General features: G+C 63.8%; 18 protein-coding genes. 5 read left to right on the top strand and 13 right to left on the bottom strand.

Annotated elements, in window-relative coordinates; genetic code table 11:
* Window positions 1–97: 97 nt before the first annotated feature.
* A complete protein-coding gene (locus J3D46_RS11225) occupies window positions 98–1,018 on the top strand; it encodes a glycoside hydrolase family 43 protein (RefSeq protein WP_231343454.1) in 921 nt (306 codons plus the stop codon).
* A gap of 105 nt (window positions 1,019–1,123) precedes the next feature.
* Window positions 1,124–3,364, top strand: coding sequence for a hypothetical protein (locus J3D46_RS11220; RefSeq protein WP_253469203.1), 2,241 nt, complete (start codon window positions 1,124–1,126; stop codon window positions 3,362–3,364).
* A gap of 23 nt (window positions 3,365–3,387) precedes the next feature.
* Here the strand turns inward: J3D46_RS11220 and J3D46_RS11215 are convergent, their stop codons facing one another.
* The 11 genes from J3D46_RS11215 to glyA form a co-directional block, all read right to left on the bottom strand.
* Entirely contained in the window at window positions 3,388–3,540 is a 153-nt protein-coding gene (locus tag J3D46_RS11215) for a glycine zipper domain-containing protein (RefSeq protein ID WP_253467171.1), read from the bottom strand.
* Window positions 3,541–3,562: 22 nt separating this feature from the next.
* A complete protein-coding gene (locus J3D46_RS11210) occupies window positions 3,563–4,648 on the bottom strand; it encodes a YihY/virulence factor BrkB family protein (protein WP_231341143.1) in 1,086 nt (361 codons plus the stop codon).
* Complete coding sequence (locus J3D46_RS11205) at window positions 4,575–5,252, bottom strand: 2'-5' RNA ligase family protein (protein ID WP_231341142.1); 678 nt, start codon at window positions 5,250–5,252, stop codon at window positions 4,575–4,577. The genes J3D46_RS11210 and J3D46_RS11205 overlap by 74 nt, the downstream gene beginning before the upstream one ends.
* A gap of 4 nt (window positions 5,253–5,256) precedes the next feature.
* Window positions 5,257–6,375 carry a tryptophan--tRNA ligase gene (gene trpS / locus J3D46_RS11200; RefSeq protein ID WP_231341141.1) on the bottom strand — a complete coding sequence of 373 codons (1,119 nt, stop codon included), beginning with the start codon at window positions 6,373–6,375 and terminating at the stop codon, window positions 5,257–5,259.
* 20 nt (window positions 6,376–6,395) lie between these two features.
* Entirely contained in the window at window positions 6,396–7,229 is an 834-nt protein-coding gene (locus J3D46_RS11195) for an exodeoxyribonuclease III (protein WP_231341140.1), read from the bottom strand.
* Window positions 7,230–7,239: 10 nt separating this feature from the next.
* Window positions 7,240–7,806 (bottom strand): hypothetical protein, encoded by a 567-nt coding sequence (locus J3D46_RS11190; RefSeq protein WP_231341139.1) that lies wholly within the window; start codon window positions 7,804–7,806, stop codon window positions 7,240–7,242.
* 139 nt (window positions 7,807–7,945) lie between these two features.
* Window positions 7,946–8,779 (bottom strand): ABC transporter permease, encoded by an 834-nt coding sequence (locus J3D46_RS11185; protein ID WP_231341138.1) that lies wholly within the window; start codon window positions 8,777–8,779, stop codon window positions 7,946–7,948.
* Complete coding sequence (locus tag J3D46_RS11180; RefSeq protein ID WP_231341137.1) at window positions 8,776–9,639, bottom strand: ABC transporter permease; 864 nt, start codon at window positions 9,637–9,639, stop codon at window positions 8,776–8,778. The genes J3D46_RS11185 and J3D46_RS11180 overlap by 4 nt, the downstream gene beginning before the upstream one ends.
* On the bottom strand, window positions 9,632–10,561 hold the full coding sequence (locus J3D46_RS11175) for an ABC transporter ATP-binding protein (RefSeq protein ID WP_231341136.1): 930 nt from the start codon (window positions 10,559–10,561) through the stop codon (window positions 9,632–9,634). The genes J3D46_RS11180 and J3D46_RS11175 overlap by 8 nt, the downstream gene beginning before the upstream one ends.
* Before the next feature lie 147 nt (window positions 10,562–10,708).
* Window positions 10,709–11,602, bottom strand: coding sequence for a bifunctional methylenetetrahydrofolate dehydrogenase/methenyltetrahydrofolate cyclohydrolase (locus J3D46_RS11170; protein WP_091466032.1), 894 nt, complete (start codon window positions 11,600–11,602; stop codon window positions 10,709–10,711).
* A gap of 142 nt (window positions 11,603–11,744) precedes the next feature.
* Window positions 11,745–13,040 (bottom strand): serine hydroxymethyltransferase, encoded by a 1,296-nt coding sequence (gene glyA, locus J3D46_RS11165; RefSeq protein WP_231341135.1) that lies wholly within the window; start codon window positions 13,038–13,040, stop codon window positions 11,745–11,747.
* A 236-nt stretch (window positions 13,041–13,276) separates the two neighbouring features.
* Between glyA and purU the strand changes: the two genes are divergently transcribed.
* The 3 genes from purU to J3D46_RS11150 are packed head-to-tail and all read left to right on the top strand — an operon-like array spanning window position 13,277 to window position 15,361.
* Window positions 13,277–14,128 carry a formyltetrahydrofolate deformylase gene (gene purU, locus J3D46_RS11160; protein WP_231341134.1) on the top strand — a complete coding sequence of 284 codons (852 nt, stop codon included), beginning with the start codon at window positions 13,277–13,279 and terminating at the stop codon, window positions 14,126–14,128.
* A gap of 21 nt (window positions 14,129–14,149) precedes the next feature.
* A complete protein-coding gene (locus J3D46_RS11155) occupies window positions 14,150–14,833 on the top strand; it encodes a class I SAM-dependent methyltransferase (RefSeq protein ID WP_253467168.1) in 684 nt (227 codons plus the stop codon).
* A 9-nt stretch (window positions 14,834–14,842) separates the two neighbouring features.
* Window positions 14,843–15,361, top strand: a complete 519-nt coding sequence (locus J3D46_RS11150; protein WP_253467165.1) for a gamma carbonic anhydrase family protein — start codon at window positions 14,843–14,845, stop codon at window positions 15,359–15,361.
* Between the two features lie 28 nt (window positions 15,362–15,389).
* On the opposite strand, the gene J3D46_RS11145 is transcribed toward J3D46_RS11150, so the two are convergent.
* Both J3D46_RS11145 and J3D46_RS11140 read right to left on the bottom strand, forming a co-directional pair.
* The gene (locus J3D46_RS11145; protein WP_253467162.1) at window positions 15,390–17,090 is read right to left on the bottom strand and encodes an NAD(P)/FAD-dependent oxidoreductase; all 1,701 of its coding nucleotides are present in this window, start codon (window positions 17,088–17,090) and stop codon (window positions 15,390–15,392) included.
* The gene (locus tag J3D46_RS11140) at window positions 17,087–18,517 is read right to left on the bottom strand and encodes an amino acid permease (protein ID WP_253469202.1); all 1,431 of its coding nucleotides are present in this window, start codon (window positions 18,515–18,517) and stop codon (window positions 17,087–17,089) included. Before J3D46_RS11140 ends, J3D46_RS11145 begins: the two co-directional genes overlap by 4 nt.
* Window positions 18,518–18,627 lie beyond the last annotated feature (110 nt).

The following is an 18,627-nucleotide window of genomic DNA, read 5'->3' as shown; positions in this document are numbered from 1 at the left end:
TCAAGAAAACGGTTCCTGAAACGTATCAAAGCGGTGTATATTCGTCAATAGTTTGGAATATGAACTATATAAATCCACTGAGGAGTCCGCCTTGACCATGCGCTTGGACCAGATCCAGATCCGGGACCCCTTCGTGCTTACCCAGCCGTCATCCGGCTGCTATCTGCTCTTCGGCAGCACGGACAAGAACATCTGGTCGGGGCCTGCCACAGGGTTCGACTGCTACCGAAGCAGCGACCTTGCCACGTGGGAAGGTCCGCTGCCCGCCTTCCGCCCCTCCCCCGAATTCTGGAGCCAGGAACAGTACTGGGCTCCTGAGGTGCACCACTACCTAGGGCGCTACTTCATGTTCGCGACGTTTACTGCGCCGGGGCGTTTCCGTGGAACGCAGGTCCTTTCAGCAACTGCGCCCGAGGGCCCCTACGAGCCGTGGAGCGATGGCCCCGTCACCCCCGGTGACTGGGAGTGCCTGGACGGGACGCTCCACGTGGACGATGCCGGGACGCCCTGGATGGCGTTCTGCCACGAATGGAAGCAAGTACACGACGGAGCCATGATGGCCCAGCGGCTCAGCCCGGACTTGCGGACAGCCGAGGGTGTGCCGGCCTTCCTCTTCAGCGCCTCGGAAGCACCGTGGTCCCGCGCCCTGGATGTTCCGTCCGTCCGGGACAGGGAGTTTTCCGTCTATGTCACCGACGGACCATTCCTCTTCCGGCTGTCCAGCGGCAAGCTCATCATGTTGTGGTCGAGCTTTGGCGACCGCGGCTACGCAATGGGGATCGCCCGAAGCGAATCCGGAACAGTTTTGGGCCCATGGACCCAGGAGCCAGAGCCCCTCTGGAGCACTGATGGTGGCCACGGCATGATCGGCCGTGCACTGGATGGCAGCCTTTTCCTGACACTTCACCAGCCCAACAAGAGCCCCCATGAGCGGGCTGCATTCTTCCCGCTCGTAGAACGCGAGGACACCGTAATTCTGGCCCCGGAGGAATACGATCCCGCCACCCCCGGCGCCTGAGGGGTTGACACCTCCGCGCTCCGAGACAAGGATTGAATCGTTTCGGAAAACGGTTTCTCAGTGACAGCAGCAGTCAACGCAGACAGCATCAGGAGGGCGTGCACAGTGCACAGCCAAAGCACCATACCCAGTCCGCAATCCCCCGCAGCCATCGACCGCAAGGTCCTCGTGCGGCGCCACAACGTCCGGCAGGAACACCTTGACCCCAGGAGCCCAGTGTCCGTGGGCAACGGAGAATTCGCCTTCACCATGGATCTCACGGGGCTGCAGTCGTTGCCCGGCGCCTACCCTGTTGGCGCCCGCGACGAGCTGCCACCGGGAACGCTGCTGGGTACGCAAACCCAGTGGGGTTGGCACTCGGTCCCATCGGAGCAGCCTTATGACCTGGCCGCTTCCACTGTCCTCTACGATTCACCCCGTGGTCCCGTGCCCTACGTGGACATGGTGGGAGACATCGTCAACGATCGCGAGACGGATACGTCGTTGGCTGAAACCTGGCTAAGGGCCAACGCCCATCGGCTGGACCTTGGGCGCATCGGCTTCCGCTGGATGGAAGACGGCACTGAACGCCCCCTCACAGCAGCAGACATCGCCGGCACCGAACAAACACTGGACCTGTGGACGGGGGTCGTCACCAGTCGCTTCACGCTGGCGGGCCACTCAGTGACGGTTACGACGGCGTGCCACCCCGACCGCGATCAGCTCGGCTTCCGGGTGGAGTCGTCGGCGCTTGGTGCTGGTCTGGTTGTCGGCTTCAGCTTCCCGTACGGCTCTGAGGCGTGGCACGACGCCGCGGACTGGGCCAGCGTTGACGCCCACACCACACAGCTCGACGGACCGGATCCGTCTCAAGTCCATGATGGCCGCACAGCATGGACAGTCCGTCGCGAGCTGGATAACTCCCGCTACCAGGTGGTGATCAGCGGTTCGGACCTGACGGTGCAACAAACCGGACAGCACCGCCTCCGAATATCTCCTGCCCACGCTGGTGGCCCGGACACCGCCAAGGTGCTGGACCTCTCCGTCGACTTCGTCTCCTCCGGAGATGGCGACTGCATTCCCCGCGGCGACAACCGGCCGGCTGCCCAGGCAGCAGAGGCGAAGGCCACCCCCGAAGGAGGTACCGGCGTCGAACTTTCACCTGCACGTTCAGTCATCGAAGCATCCGCCGCCTACTGGCCGGAGTTCTGGTCCTCGGGTGGGGCAATCGAGCTCGACGCGACCGCCGATCCGCGGGCGAAGGAGTTGGAGCGCAGGATCGTGCTGTCCCAGTACCTGACGGCGATCAATTGCTCAGGCTCGTTGCCTCCACAGGAGACCGGGCTTGTCTGCAATTCGTGGCGTGGCCGCTTTCATCTTGAAATGCACTGGTGGCACGCCGCGCACTTCGCGCACTGGAACCGCGTGGAACTGCTCCTGCCATCCTTGCGCTGGTACTCCACGGTGCTGGAGACCTCCCGCCAGACCGCCAAGGCCCAAGGCTTCGAGGGCGTCCGCTGGCCCAAGCAGGTAGGGCCCGAGGGAAGGGAGAGCCCCAGCCCGATCGGGACGTTCCTCATTTGGCAACAGCCACACCCCATCCACCTGGCCGAATTGGTGTACCGGGCCAACCCCAACCGCGAAGTCCTGGAAGAGTTCGCCGAGATCGTGTTTGAGTCAGCTGCCTTCATGGCCAGCTTTGCCCACCCAACATCGCGGGGATTCGAGCTGGGACCACCCCTGATTCCAGCACAGGAAAGCTACGGCTCCATCCGGGCCAAGGTCACCAACCCGACGTTTGAGTTGGCCTACTGGCAGTGGGGCCTGCGCACGGCTTCTGCGTGGCGCGAGCGGCTGGGCCTGGAACCCGTGCGGGCATGGTCTGACGTAGCAGATGGCATGGTGCCACCTCGCGTGATCGACGGCGTCTACGCTGCGATCGACGTGGAGCCTTTCACCATCCGCACCGACCACCCCTCCATGTTGTGCGCCCTCGGAGTCCTCCCGCAGACCGACCTCATTGATCCGGACATCATGCGCGCCACTCTGTCCGACGTCCTGGCCGACTGGGACTGGGGCAGCACCTGGGGCTGGGACTATCCCGTGATGGCCATGACCGCTGCCCGGCTGGAGGACCCCGAGGCAGCCGTGGACGCGCTCCTTCTAAGCGCCGGCAAGAACACGGTCCTCACCAACGGACACAACCGGCAAACCGATTCCCTGCCGCTCTACCTCCCCGGAAACGGAGGGCTTCTGGCCGCCGTCGCACTGATGGCGGCAGGCTGGGACAACGGGCCGGAGCGGCATGCCCCCGGATTCCCGTCGGACTGGACCGTTGCGTGGGAAGGGCTGGTGCAGGCGCCCTAGGGTGGTTCCGGGGACCCTGCCGGCTATCCGCGGCGGGGTCCCACCGCTGCCCCCACAAGCGCCCCGAGCCCCACCCCGATAAGGATGCCCAGGAACGGGGAATTGAAAACCAGTTGGCCAACGGTGAGGCCCACGGCAGCCCCCAGGAGGCAGCCGATCCACAGTTGGTTGTTCATGGGGCCTCCAGGACTGGAACCGTCAGGTACGGGGCGCCGCGCGGCGGGAACCAAGGACCCTCTTGCGGGGGAGCTCCCCCGACTCCGTGTCAGCCTCGCGGATGGCTGACCACGACGCCGAGACGAGATACACCTGGCTCACCAGGTTGAACCAGATCAGCAGGCCGATGATGATGGCGAAGGATGCCAGGACGGGGTTGTTTCCGGACCTGGCCAGGAGTTCGGTGCTGAAGAACTGAAGCACGGTGGTCCCGACGCCGGCAAGCACGACGCCTTCAAGCAGGGCACGTTTCCCCAGCTTAAGGCCACCGGCAATGCGGAACAGGACTGCCGCCGTCGCGCAGTTCAGCAGGAGTGGCACCACGATCTTGACGGTGGCCGCGATGGGGGCGGCCACCGCTTCGTCCAGCTTCAGCAGGCCGATGAGCCAGTCGGCGGCGGTGCCAAAGATCAGGGAGGCTCCGGCGCTAATGACCAGGATGACACCCAGGAGCAGCAGGGTGCCGGCGTCGATGAGTTTCTGGAGGAGGCCGTTGCGCTGGAGTGGATCAGCGTTCATCACTCCCCGTAGGCCTTCCCTGACACTGGCTATCCAGCCAAGCGACGTGAAGATGGTAATGGCCGCTGCGATCAATGCGGTCCAACCGAGCCCGGACGGATTAAGCAGTGACTGCGGATCTACCAGCCCCTCGCCGCCGTTTACTTGGAGAAGTCCGGGCGCAGCGGAGGCCACGCTTCCGATCACGGCATCTTCCAGCACAGGATTGCCGCCCAGGACGATGCCCGCAATGGCGAAGCCGGTGGTCAGCAGACCCGTGACGGAGAAGAACATGTTGAAGCCGATACCTGCACTCAGCAGCGGCCCGTGCTGCCGTGAATAGTGCTGGAAGGAGCGCATGGCGCGGTTGGTGTTCAGCCTGGCCATGAACAGGGCGAAGAATGCTCCTGCCTTCTTCGGCAGCCCCTCGCCGGAGCGCTTGGCCTGGCCCCAGTCCTGCCTCTTGCGCAGAAGTTGTAATTTGAGCTTGGCCAGCTCAGTTGGCAGCGGAGGAGCGTCCGCCTCCATGGCGTGAATCCGCTTGCTGTTCTTCGTCAGTATCGCCGCCAAAGTCGAGCTCTTCCCGTAGCTGCCAAATTCCGTTGGTGTCGTGCTCGTAAAGTCCCATGCTAACCACAGGGAAGGTCGCCCGGTAATCTCTGAGGACCGTTTCGGCCTCGTCGAGGTTTTCCTGGGCTACATCGTGCGCCACCGTGACGTGCGGGTGGTACGGGAAAGGCAGCAAGCGCTCGAGCGGACCGGTTTGAAGTTTCTCGTGCAACTGCACACACTCTTCAAAGCCTTCTTCCACGTTGACGAACACCACCGGTGAGACGGGCCGGAACGAACCGGTGCCCGAAATGGTGATGTCGAACGGCTCCTGTGTCCGCGCCACCTCCCGCACATGTTCCCGGGTAGCGGCCCAGTCCTGGGTGGGTGTGGTGGTGATCAGCGTGATGTGGGCAGGAATGACCTCGGCCATCGGATCACCGAAAGAGGCCCGCCATTCCTGCAGTTCACGGGCGATCTCCGGGGGGAAACCAAGGATGACACCCACGCACATAGTGTCACCGGCACCGCAATCGGTGCCGGTGACAGCGGGCTGGCGAGAGTGGTCTGGACCGACACCCTTGCGGGCATCGGTCTTGACGTTGAGCTGGCCAGCGGAGCACATGGAGTTAGCGGACTCCCAAGTCGCGGTGTGCATCGCCGCGGTAGGGCAGGAAACCGACCTTGGCATACACATCGGCCAGGGTGGCTGAGGCAATGTCGCGTGCCTTGTCCGCTCCGAGGGCCAAGAGCCGGTCCAGTTCTGCGGGATCGGCCAGGAGTTCGTTGGCTCGCTCCCGGATGGGTGCCAGGTGTTCCGAGACGAGTTCGGCGAGATCAACCTTGAGGTGGCCGTACATCTTGCCCTGGTAGTCGGCCACGATCTTCTCCACCGGTGTTCCGCTGATGGCCGAGTAGATGGTCAGCAGGTTGGAAACGCCCGGCTTGTTCTCGCGGTCGTAGCGGATCTCGGTTTCAGTGTCGGTCACGGCGGACTTGATCCGCTTGGCCACAGTCTTGGGATCATCCAGGAGGTTGATCAGGCCGGCCGGTGATTCCGCGGACTTGGACATCTTGGCAGTGGGGTTCTGGAGATCGTAGATCTTCGCGGATTCCTTCTGGATGAAGGCCTCGGGAACTTGGAAGGTCTCCCCGAACCGGCTGTTGAAGCGGTTGGCCAGGTCCCGGCTGAGCTCCACGTGCTGGCGCTGGTCTTCGCCTACCGGCACGCCATGCGGCTGGTAGAGGAGGATGTCGGCAGCCTGCAGGATCGGGTACGTGAACAGGCCAACGCTGGCGTGGTCAGAGCCCTGCTTCTGTGCTTTGTCCTTGAACTGGGTCATCCTGCCGGCTTCACCCATGCCGGTGATGCAGTTCAGGACCCACGCCAGCTGGGCGTGCTCTGGTACTTGGGACTGGACAAACAGGGTGCACTTGTCCACGTCCACACCGCCGGCGATGTACTGGGCAGCTGTAACCCGGGTGCGTCGCGCAAGTTCGGCAGGGTCCTGCGGCACGGTGATGGCGTGCAAATCCGGGATGAAGTACACGGCGTCGTACTCGTCCTGCATACGGACCCAATTGACCAGGGCGCCCAGGTAGTTGCCCAAGTGCAAGGAGTCGGCGGAAGGCTGCATGCCGGACAGGACACGGTGCTTGGCGCCAACGGGCAGCTTGGTGGACGTTGCGGGCTGGGGTTCGGTCACAGCAGCAGCGGTGCCGGTTTCAGTCGTGGTGGAACTAGTCATGGAGGAAAACCTTAGGGAGCTTAGAGCCGGTAGTCGACTACCAGCGGTGCGTGGTCGGAGAAGCGGGTGTCCCACGATGGCGCCCGGTCCACTACAGCCGAGAAAGCAGCGGCGGCGAGATCCGGTGTGGCCAGGTGGTAGTCGATGCGCCAGCCTGTGTCAGTGTCAAAGGCCTTACCGCGCTGGGACCACCAGGTGTAGGGGCCGGCGACATTTCCTGCCAGGCCCCTGTGGACATCCCTCCATCCGATTTCTTCGCCGAGGAAGCGGTCAAAGTACGCGCGCTCCTCCGGGAGGAAGCCGGCACGCTTAACGTTGCCCTTCCAGTTCTTGATGTCGAGTTCAGTGTGTCCGACGTTGAGGTCTCCCACGACCAAGGCGTGGTCGCTGTGCTTGGCAAGCTCAGGCAGGCGCACGGTCATGGCGTCGAGGAAGCGGAACTTGTCGTCCTGCTTGGGTGTCCCCACCTCTCCGGAGTGCACGTAAGCACTGACGACGGTGAGGGTGGCGGGTTCACCGGCACCGTTGTTCACGGTGTAGTCGGCTTCAACCCAGCGACCGGATGTATCGAAGTAATCGTCGCCGATGCCAACGCGGGTGGCAGTGGGTTCCTCACGGGAAGCAATGGCGACCCCGGCGCGGCCCTTGGCTTCAGCTTCGGAGTGCAGGATGTGCCAGCCGTCGCCGATCAGCTTCCTGACGATGTCATCAGGTGCCCGGACTTCCTGCAGGCAAAGAATGTCTACCTCGCGTGGCTCCAGCCATTCCGCCATGCCGTTCTTGTAGGCAGCCCTGAGGCCGTTGACGTTAACTGATGCGATGCGAAGGAAGTCCTTCTTCAATGCCGTACTCACCCGGTCCACTCTAGTCGATGATGGTGCCGGCTACGGGCTCGTCCGAGCCGCCGGATGACTTGATCATGTCGCGCGCATTGGTGGCCGTAATGGCAATGGTTTCCAGTGCGCGGTTGATGGTGTCCTGGTCCGCGGCGCCGCCCTTGGCGCGTTCCTCATCCACCACGCGGACCTGAACCTGGACGATCTTGAACGAATGGTCCAGTTTGAGGTCCCGGACCTCGTCTGCCTTGCTGCGCTCGGCAACGACGCGCGTGCCGCCGCTGTCGGCCGCGGACGACGACGGCGCGCGGCCTGCTGCGGCGTTAAAGGCGTTCTGCGCTTCGGTCAACTTTGCACCGGCACGCTGCGCGGCCTTGCGAATGCTCAGCACGACGAACGTGGCAAGAGCCAACCAACCGAATGCCACTACTGCCACGACCCAGCCCACAACATCGTTCTGGTTGGCAGCGAAAATGACAGCTACCAGGAAGGCGATGATAACGACGGTCATCCCCAGGCCGCCGATGCGGAAGCCCTTGAACATGCCTTTACCGGCGGGGGACGTGGACGGGTGCGGGTCACCGAGAGATTGCATGAACCTATTCTCTCAAACGCACAAAGGTGCCCGTGCCCGCTTCCACGGACGGCGAACACCGGCCCCCAAGCCCCGGGTTTTTGTACAGCTAACGCCCCCAAGATGCCGCTTTCGGGGCATTAGCTGTACAAAAACTCCATCACTTCAGGAACAGTTGGCGCAGCCTTCCGGTGGTCAGCATGATGCCGAGCGCGATCATCACCAGGTAGTAGCCCACGTGGATGGCGGTGGCCGGGCTGAACGAGCCCACGCTGATCTGCCGCAGCAGCTCCACGCCGTGCCACAGGGGCATGGCCTGGATGAACCACTGGATGACCTGCGGGTAGACGCTGAGAGGGTAGAACGTGGCACTGAAAAGGAACATGGGCAGCAGGAAGAAGTTGATCCAGTCCATCTGCTGGAACGTCTTCATGAAGCTGGTGATGCCCATCCCGAAGCTCGCGAACCCGAAGGCGATCAGCACCGAGGCGGGAATGACCAGGATGGCCCACCAACTGGTCAGCAACCCCATCACCCCCATGACGGCCGTGAATCCGGTGGCATAGAGCAGCCCGCGCAGGAGGGCCAGGAAGATCTCGCCGATGGCAACGTCCAGCGGCCCCAGGGACGTATAGAGCATGCCCTGGTAGAGCTTGGCGAAGTTCATCTTGAAGAAGACGTTCCACGTGGAGTCGTAAATGGCCCCGTTCATGGCCGAGACCGCCAACAGCGCCGGGGCAATGTAGGCCGCGTAGCTGATCTCCTCGCCGCCCGGACCTTGGACCGTGCCCACGATGGAACCCATGCCCACGCCCATGGCCAGCAGGAACAGCACGGGCTCAAAGAACCCGGAAACCATCACCAGCCAGGTGCTGCTTTTGGCCGCCATCAGCCCACGGCCCACCACTGCCTTGGCATTGCGTGAGTACAGCGAGCCAAACTTGCGCTCACGGGCAAGGTCCGTAACGCTGTGGCCACCTGTCAGGACACTCATGAGCCCATCCTTTTCACGAACTGGCGCCGGACAAGCAGCCACCCTACGGTAGCGGTCACCAGCAGGAAGACCACGTGGATGATGGTCAGCACAGGGTTTTGGTCCATTCCATAGGTGAAGACCCGCCCCAGTTCGGTTCCGTGCCACACTGGCGAAATCCAGCCGATCCAGCGGACCGCTATGGGCAACGAATCGAGGGGGAAGAACGTCCCCGAGAACAGGAACAGCGGCATGACAATGAAGCGCTGCACCAACGCGAACTGTCCCTTGTCCTGTTTGATGCTGGCGGCATAGGCCATGAGCGGCAGCCCGAAGGACAGTGCCGCCACCGTCGCCACAATGGCCGATACCCAGCCCCAAGGGCTTGGCGAAGCACCAAAAAGTGCCACCACCACGAAGTACACCACCGATTGCAGGAGGAACCTGAGGGTGCTGGCCATGATGTGGCCACTGGCAATTTGCTCCGGAATCAGCGGCGAGGCATGCGGACCGTAGAACACCCGTCGCCATTTGAAGCCGTCCATGATGGGGTAGGAAAACTCCCCCGACGCCGTCATCACGGCTGCGGAGACCAGCAAAGCCGGCGCCACGAACTCCAGGTAGCTGACACCGCCAAACGTGGCTTCACTGTTCGCATCCACCAAGCTGGCGAGCCCAACTCCCATGGCGAACAGGTACGCCACCGGCTGACCCACGCTGTACAGGACCACGGACCAGCCGTAGTTCCGCATGACGCGGAGGACCTGCTCCGCATAAAAGAAGGCGCCCCAGCGTCGCGCCCGGGCAGCCGAAACCTCCGGTGAGTGGGCCCGCAACGGGCGCTCCGCCGTCGTGATCGGCTTGTTCGCCGGGTCAGTCAACGAGGCTCCTGCCGGTCAGCCGCAGGAACACGTCCTCCAGCGATGAGCGGCGCACCAGCGACGTCACCGGACGCAGCCCGCGGGCACTGACCTGCTCCAGTGCGGCCTCGCCGTCGTGCGCGTAGATCAGCACGCGGTCAGGCAGCGTCTCCAACCTCTCGCCGATGCCTTGAAGTTCGACGCCGATGGTGGCGTTCCGCTCGGACCCGAACCTGAGCTCAAGTACTTCGCGCGAGGAGTGCTCGCGGATGAGGTTGGCCGGAGATCCCTCTGCCATGATCCTGCCCTTGTCCACCACGATCAGGCGGTCGCAGAGTTGCTCGGCCTCGTCCATGTAGTGCGTGGTGAGGATGAGCGTGACTCCGCTTTCCTTCAGCCGGAACAGCCGGTCCCAGAGGATGTGCCGAGCCTGCGGATCAAGGCCCGTGGTGGGCTCGTCCAGGAGCAGGATCCGGGGCTCGTTGATGAGCGACCGGGCGATGGTGAGCCGCCGCTTCATGCCGCCGGAGAGCGCGTCCACCTTGGAGTTGGCTTTGTCCGTCAGCTGCGCGAACTCCAGGAGCTCGTCCGCTTTCGGGCGCAGATAGCTCAGGGGCAAACCGAAGTACCGCCCGTAGACAATCAGGTTCTCGCGGACCTTGAGCTCTTCATCCAGGTTGTCCTGCTGCGGGACCACGCCCAGGTGCGCCCTCACTTCGGGGCCGTGGGATTCGGGATCCAGGCCCATGATGCTGAGTGAGCCGGAGGTCCGCTGGGAGACGCCGCCAATCATTTTCATGGTGGTGGATTTACCGGCGCCGTTGGGGCCCAGCAGCCCGAAGGACTCCCCCGCAGGTACGTCAAAGGAGATGTTGTCCACGGCGGTGAGATCACCATAGGTCTTGGTGAGGTTCCGCGCGCTGATGACGGTTGGTCGGTTCATGTCGACGCTGGTTCTCGACGATTCGGCTTGTGTTTCAGAGCGGGTTGCTTCATTGTGCACCCTCAGCAGACTAGTAGCGCCCACCGACATGTGAAAGGGCTCTTGCACATATTGTTGCAAGAGCCCTCTCGTTTAGCGCGTGTGAACCTAGGCGATGCCTGCCTGGCGCTCTGCGCTCTCCACGACGTTAGCGAGCAGCATGGCACGGGTCATCGGACCCACGCCGCCCGGGTTCGGGGACAGCCAGGCGGCGACGTCGGCAGCGGCCGGATCCACGTCTCCGGTGACAACAGCTTTACCGTTGCCATCGTCCACGCGGCTGACGCCGACGTCGAGCACGATTGCGCCCGGCTTGAGGTCTTCAGCCTTGATCATGTGCGGCACGCCGGCAGCGGCAATCACGACGTCGGCCTGCTTGAGTTCTGCGGGCAGGTCCACCGTTCCGGTGTGGGCCAGGATGACCGTGGCGTTGACTTCCTTACGGGTCAACAGGAGGCCGATGGGGCGGCCGATGGTGACGCCGCGGCCAACCACCAGGACACGCTTGCCCTTGAGTTCGATGTTGTGGCGGCGGAGCAACTCCACACAGCCCTTGGGCGTGCAGGGCAGCGGGGACTTCATCTCGCCGTTCACGTTGGCCACCAGGCGGCCAAGGTTCATGGGGTGCAGGCCGTCGGCGTCCTTGTCCGGGTCCATGGCTTCCAGGATGACGTCCTGGTCAATGTGTTTGGGAAGCGGAAGCTGGACGATGTAGCCAGTGCATTCGGGGTTGTCGTTGAGCTCGCGGACAACCTCCAGGAGGTCTTCCTGGCTGATGTCCTCGGGGAGGTCGCGGCGGATGGACTGGATGCCAACCTCGGCGCAGTCCTTGTGCTTGCCGCCGACGTACCAGGTACTGCCGGGGTCCGAGCCCACCAGGATGGTGCCCAGGCCGGGGACGATTCCCTTGGCGGCCAGGACGGAAACGCGAGTGGTCAGTTCTGCCTTGATGGCTGCGGCGGTGGCCTTGCCGTCAAGGATCTGTGCGGTGGACTGTGTCATTCCATCTGCTCTTTCTGGTGGGTGACCTATGTTCGAAAGCCTTTGACAGGCTCATGCCAACGGGACCCGCCGCCGTAGGTGTGGCGGCGGATCCCGTAGGCTCCGGTTCAGTGCCCGGGTGATGCTTTAGCAGCGAGGCCGTTTACCACTGCTCGTGCTGCGGGTACAGCGGGAAGTCAGCGGCCAGTTTGTCGACGCGGGCCTGGAGGCTTTCGACGTCGGCGGCGGAGCCTGCCTTGAGCGCGGTGGCGATGATCTCGGCAACCTCGGTGAACTCGGTGGCACCGAACCCGCGGGTAGCCAGGGCAGGCGTACCGATGCGGAGGCCGGAGGTGACCATCGGCGGGCGGGGATCGAACGGAACAGAGTTGCGGTTCACAGTGATGCCCGCCGAGTGCAGGAGGTCTTCGGCCTGCTGACCATCCAGCTGCGAGTTGCGGAGGTCAACCAGGACCAAGTGAACGTCGGTGCCGCCGGTCAGGACCGAAACTCCGGCCTCGGCAACATCGGACTGGTTCAGGCGGTCTGCGATAATCTTGGCACCTTCGAGGACGCGCTCCTGGCGTTCCTTGAACTCCTCGCCAGCGGCGATCTTGAACGCGACAGCCTTGGCCGCGATCACGTGCATGAGCGGCCCGCCCTGCTGGCCCGGGAAGACGCTGGAGTTGAGCTTCTTGGCCCACTCCTGCTTGCCAAGGATCACACCGGAACGCGGACCTGCGAGGGTCTTGTGCACCGTGGAGGTGACGACGTCGGAGTACGGGACCGGGCTCGGGTGCAGACCGGCTGCAACCAGACCGGCGAAGTGCGCCATGTCCGTCCACAGGAGTGCGCCAACTTCGTCCGCGATGGAGCGGAAGGCAGCAAAGTCGAGGTGGCGGGGGTACGCGGACCAGCCGGCGATGATGACCTGGGGCTTCTCAGCGATGGCCTGCTCGCGGAGCTTGTCCATGTCAATGCGGAAGTTGTCTTCTTCAACCTGGTAGGCAGCTACGTTGTAGAGCTTGCCGGAGAAGTTGAGCTTCATGCCGTGGGTCAAGTGACCGCCGTGTGCCAGGGAAAGACCAAGAATCTTATCGCCCGGGGTGATCATGGCGGACAGTGCTGCAGCGTTTGCCTGGGCGCCGGAGTGCGGCTGGACGTTGGCGTACTCCGCGCCGAACAGTTCCTTGACGCGGTCGATGGCGAGCTGCTCAGCGACGTCGACGTATTCACAACCGCCGTAGTAGCGGCGGCCCGGGTAGCCCTCGGCGTACTTGTTGGTCAGGACGGAGCCCTGGGCTTCCATCACCGCGCGGGGCGCAAAGTTTTCGGACGCAATCATTTCCAGGGTGCCGCGCTGGCGGCCAAGTTCCTGGTTGAGGACTGCTGCGATCTCGGGATCGAGATCGGCGAGCGACTGGTTGCTGACAGACGCGGAAGTGGTTGTGGTAGTCACGGAAATCTCCTGGCTAGGCAACGGGTGGTGCTACAGGTCAGGCTACCGGCAGCAGCATTCCCGCGCCCCTTTTTTGACGGAGGGATCGGTCACGTGCGTGCAGCGGTAAGACATGACCCTCGGCCCAGGCGTACGATCCGTGGTCTTCATGATTGCCGCTCCCTGGTGGTAGTCCACCCAACGCCAGTTGCGACCCGTTAACAGTACAACAACGCAGCACAGGTAGGCTTGATCGTGTGACTGAATCCACCGCTTTCGTAGTAACACTTTCCTGCCCCGACCGCCCCGGCATCGTCCACGCGGTAGCCGGAGCCCTGCTGGAGGCCGGCTGCAATATCGCCGATTCCCAGCAGTACGGAAGCCCCAGCACAGGCAACTTTTTCATGCGCGTGGAGGCATCGACGTCGTCCTCCCAGGACGAACTGGCCACCGCGCTGCGTCCTGTAGCCGAATCGTTCGGTATGACCTGGCAGATCAATCCTGTTGGCGAAAAGGTCCGCACCATCATCCTGTGCTCCAAGGACGCGCACTGCCTGAACGACCTCCTGTTCCAGCAGCGCACCGGCACCCTGCCCATCGACGTGCCGGCCATCGTGTCCAACCACCGGGACCTTGAGTCGTTGGCGGAGTTCTACGGCATTCCGTTCCACCACATCCCAGTGACGCCGGAAACCAAGCCGCAGGCCGAGGCGGAGCTCCTGAAGCTCATCGCCGAACACGACGTGGAACTGACCGTCCTGGCCCGGTACATGCAGGTCCTCTCCAACGATCTCTGCACGGAGTTGAACGGCAAGGCCATCAACATCCACCACTCGTTCCTTCCCTCCTTCAAGGGCGCCAAGCCGTACCACCAGGCCCACGCCCGCGGTGTGAAGATCATCGGCGCCACCGCCCACTATGTGACGGCGGACCTGGACGAGGGGCCGATCATCGAGCAGGAAGTCATCCGCGTTGACCACGCCCGCACAGCTGCACAGTTTGTCCAGATGGGCCGCGACGTCGAAGGCCGTACGCTGACCCAAGCAGTTCAGTGGCACGCCGAACACCGCGTGCTCCTGGACGGCACCCGGACCGTGGTGTTCAACTAGCGCCACTCCTAAGCTGAGGGTATGCACGGCATTCCCGAGGCCGACCACGAAGCAGACCTGGCCGCCTTCTACGACCGCCAGGCTCCGGTCCGGAACACCCGTGCGCTGACGCCGCATCGGGTTCAGTGCCGGGAGTGGTTCATCCGGCTGCTGAAGACCGAACACCGGCATTCATTGTTCGAGCTCGGATGCGGCACGGGTGTTGAGGGCGTGGAGTTTGTCCTGGCAGGGCTGCACTACACCGGCGTGGACTTGTCCTCGGAGAGCGTTCACGTGGCGTGCTCGGCCGGGCTGGAGGCGTCGGTTGCGAGCGGGCGCAGCCTGCCGTTTGCGGATTCCGTGTTCTCGGCCGTGTGGACCATGAGCACTCTGCTTCATGTCCCCAACAGCGGAATTCACGACGTCGTCCGCGAACTGGCGCGGGTCGCCGCACCTGGTGCGCCAATCGCCGTCGGGCTCTGGTCAGGTGAGGACTGCGAGGTCCTCAACCCGGAGGACCTCGACGAACCGCGGCGGTTCTTCAGCCGCCGCAGTGACGACACCGTGCGCCGGACCTTTGGTGAGCACGGCTCGATCGAGCATTTCCGGACGTGGCCTGAGGGTGTGGGAGTGGAGTCCGGTCCCGGCGCGGGCAACTGGGTCCAGCACTACCAATTCCTGGTCCTCCGCACCCCCGCACCCAACTGCGACCTACTTGGGAAGTAGGCTGGCTCCATGGCCCCCTCATACACTTTCGCCGGAGACACCCCGGCCATCCATGAATCCGCCTTCGTTGCGCCCACTGCGTCCATCATCGGCAAGGCAACATTGGCCCAGGACTCCAGCGCCTTCTACGGCGTCTCCGTCCGCGCAGACACAGCCGCCATCAACGTCGGCGCCGGTTCCAACCTCCAGGACAATGTGGTCCTGCACGCTGACCCTGGCTTCCCGTGCAGCGTCGGCGAGCGCGTCTCCGTGGGGCACAGCGCCGTGGTCCACGGCTGCACTGTGGAGGACGACTGCCTGATCGGCATGAGCGCCACCATACTCAACGGCGCAGTGATTGGCACGGGCTCGCTCATTGCCGCCGGCGCCTTGGTCCTGGAAGGCACGGTCATTCCGCCCCGCTCCCTCGTGGCCGGAGTTCCCGCCAAGGTCCGCCGTGAACTCACGGACGAGGAATTCGAGGGCGTGAAGCACAACGCAGCCCACTACAAGGAACTCGCGGCGGCGCACCGGGAAATGCACGCCTAAACGCTGGATGCGCGAGGCCTGGCCGGGATCAGTCCAGGGAAATCGGGCCCAGTTCGTCCAGCAGGTCACCCGGTCCCGGGTTCCCGGCAACGGAGGAGCCACCCAGGTGGTTCACCACGCCCCACACTGCGTTGAGGCCGGTGGTCACGGCACCCTCTGCCCAACCGGCGGTGAAGGAAACATCATCCCCGGCGAGGAAGATGCCACGCTGGCTCTCCGGCAGCTGATCCTGCTTGAAGTGTGTGAACAGACGCTGCTGGTACCGGTAATGGCCCGGCAGGTTGGCCTTGAAGGCGCCCATGAAGTTGGGGTCGGCCTCCCATGACACAGTGATCGGCTGCCCAACGATGTGGCTGGCGATGTCCACACCCGGGTAGATCTGCTGCAGCGAATGCAGCATCAGCTTGACCCGCTCCTCAGCGCTCAGGGCCAGCCACTTCAGCGCGTCATCGTTCCACGTGTAGGACAGGAGCATGACAGCGGGCTTGTCCGGGCCGTCGTCGAGCAAGTACGTTGCCCGGTTGAGGCGGTCGGTGAGCGTCATGGACAGGACTTCCCGCCCGGTCTCCGGGTCGATGTCCTTCCAGAACGGCCGGTCCACCATCACGAACGTCTTGGATGACTGCATGTAGTGCGAGCGCTCGATAGCGGTCCACAGCTCTGCCGGGAACAGCGCTTCCTCCGTGTGGATGCGCGTGGACAGCAGCCAGGACTGGCACGTGGTCACCACGGCCTGGTAAGTGGCTTCGCGACCCCAGTTTTCGCGGACCAGGAGGTCGCCGTTCTCTGCGCGGCGGATGTTGTCCACGGCACCGCGGGGCGATCCGGAGTGCAGTGACGCCAGCGAGGTGCCTTCCGGCCAGTAAGTAAGGTTCGACGGCGCGTGGTTCCAGAGTGCCTCGGGGAGCCTTTGCGCTCCTCCCGCGATGGAGCGGTGCTGGTCGTCCGCGTCGGTGTAGACCACGCGGAGGATTTCGAGGATGGAGTTGGGGAAGTCGGTGTCCCAGCCGCCGGTGCCGAAACCCACTTGCCCGAAGGCCTCTCGGTGCGCGAAGCCCGCTTCCTTGAAGGACTTGCTGGCCGCGATGAAGCCGTAGAAGGTCTGTTCATCGAGCTCCGGGAGCAGCGCGTTCCAGAGTTCCTTGATCCGCTTGGTGTCACGGGCCTTGATGGCTTCCTGCATTTCGGCGAAGGCTGCGCCGTCGTTGACTGCCGCCTTCCAGGCCTCTGCCACTTCGCGGAAGAACTCAGGAAGTTCCTCGGCCGTCGTGGCGTAGTGCTTCTTGCCCGCCAGCTCGATCACGGTGCTGGACGTTGCCGGCGCCATGGGGTTGGGGAACTCGTTCGTGTTCAAGCCGAGCAGGTCCACGTAGTGGTAGAAGGCCTTGCCGGACACCGGGAACCGCATGCCGCCAAGGTCCGCCACGACGCCGGGAGCCGAGGGGAAGCTGGCCGTCCGGAGTCGGCCACCGATTTGGTCGGCCTCGTAGATGACCGGCTTGAGGCCGAGCTTCATGAGTTCATACGCCGTGACCAGCCCGGACAGGCCGGCGCCGATGATGGCCACCTCCGTGCCGTAGAGCTCCTCGGGGACTGAGCCCAAGCCGTCCGGGTGCGCCAGATAGTGGTCATAGCTGAAGGGAAAGTCCGGGTTCAGCATGGTGATGGGTGCTTGGGCTGCCGCGTCCGCGGGGGCTTCGACGAGCGGAAGTTCAGTGGCGATGGTCATGAGTTTTCTGCTTTCACAGGTTCCGGGCTCACGGCCCTGGTGGTTAGTTCACGGTAGTCCTGCTCGCTGAGCGCGGCTACCTTTGAGTTCCGGCGTCCGTAGCCGAAGTAGATGGCGATGCCCACCAGCATCCACACGCCGAAGGTGATCCAGGTATCGGCGCCGAGGTTGAGCATCAGGTAGGCGCACATGAGTGTGCCAAGTATCGGCGTGATCGGGTACAACGGGACCCGGAAGCTGCGTTCAAGGTCGGGCCGGTTGCGCCTCAGGTAGATGACTGCCACGTTGACCAGGGCGAAGGCGAAGAGCGTGCCGATGCTGGTGGCATCCGCCAGCGCACCAAGCGGGACCAAGCCTGCGGTGAGGGCGACGGCGGTCCCGATGATCAGCGTTCCAGCCACCGGAGTGCCGGTACGGCGGGAAACGCGGCCGAAGACTTTGGGCACCATGCCGTCGCGGGACATGGAGAGCATGATGCGGGTCTGGCCGTAGAGAACCGTCAGCACAATGCTGGCGATCGCAAGCACAGCGCCGATGGAGAAGACCAACGCGATCCACGGCTGGCCGGTAATCTCGTGCAGGATCTGCACCAGGGCAGCTTCCGTACCGTCGAACCAGTCCCAGGGGCGAGCACCGATGGCTGCGACGGCAACCAGGACGTAGATGCTGGTGACGATCACCATGGAGAGCATGATGGCCCGGGGCAGGTCGCGCTTGGGGTTCTTGGCTTCTTCGCCGGCCGTGGAGGCGGCATCGAAGCCGATGTAGGAGAAGAAGACGCTGGACGCGGCAGCTGAAACACCGGCGGCGCCCATGGGCAGGAGTGGCTCGAAGTTACCTGCGGTGAAGGCGGTGAAGGCCACGGCGCAGAAGAAGATCAGAATGCCCACCTTGATGATGACAATGGCCGTGTTGATCCATGCGCTCTCCCGTGCACCGCGCACCAGCAGGATCATGGCCAGCACCACGATGACCATCGCGGGGAGGTTGACTATGCCGCCGTCGCCGGGCGGTTGGCTCACTGCGTCGGGCAGGAACTGTCCGAAGGCGGCCAAGGTTTCGTTGACGTACTGCCCCGCGCCCACGGCAACAGCCGCCACGGAGACTGCGTACTCCAGCACCAGGCACCAACCACAGATCCAGGCCATGCCCTCGCCCATGGTGGCGTAGGAGTAGGAGTAACTGGATCCTGCCACCGGGACCAGGCCGGCCATCTCGGCGTACGACACGGCGGAGAGCAGCGCAGCGAGGCCGGCGATGACGAAGGAGATCCAAATAGCTGGCCCTGCCAGCGGCACGGACTCGCCAAGGATGACCAGGATGCCGGTACCGAGGGTGGCGCCAACGCTGATCATGGTCAGCTGGAGGACGCCGAAGCTGCGGACCAGCGGCGTACCGCCTTCGCTGCTTCCAGCCTCGCTGACCATCTGGCCAATGGGTTTGCGGCGCAGAAGCTGGGCTCCGAGGCTCGGCCTCGTGACGCTCACCGCCGCTGGGTTTTTGGTGTTCACAGGCACAGTCACCCTTGACGTCCCTT

This window comes from Paenarthrobacter sp. A20, assembly GCF_024168825.1.
In the GTDB taxonomy this organism is placed as follows: domain Bacteria; phylum Actinomycetota; class Actinomycetes; order Actinomycetales; family Micrococcaceae; genus Arthrobacter.
This window is presented reverse-complemented; position numbering and strand designations above follow the sequence as displayed.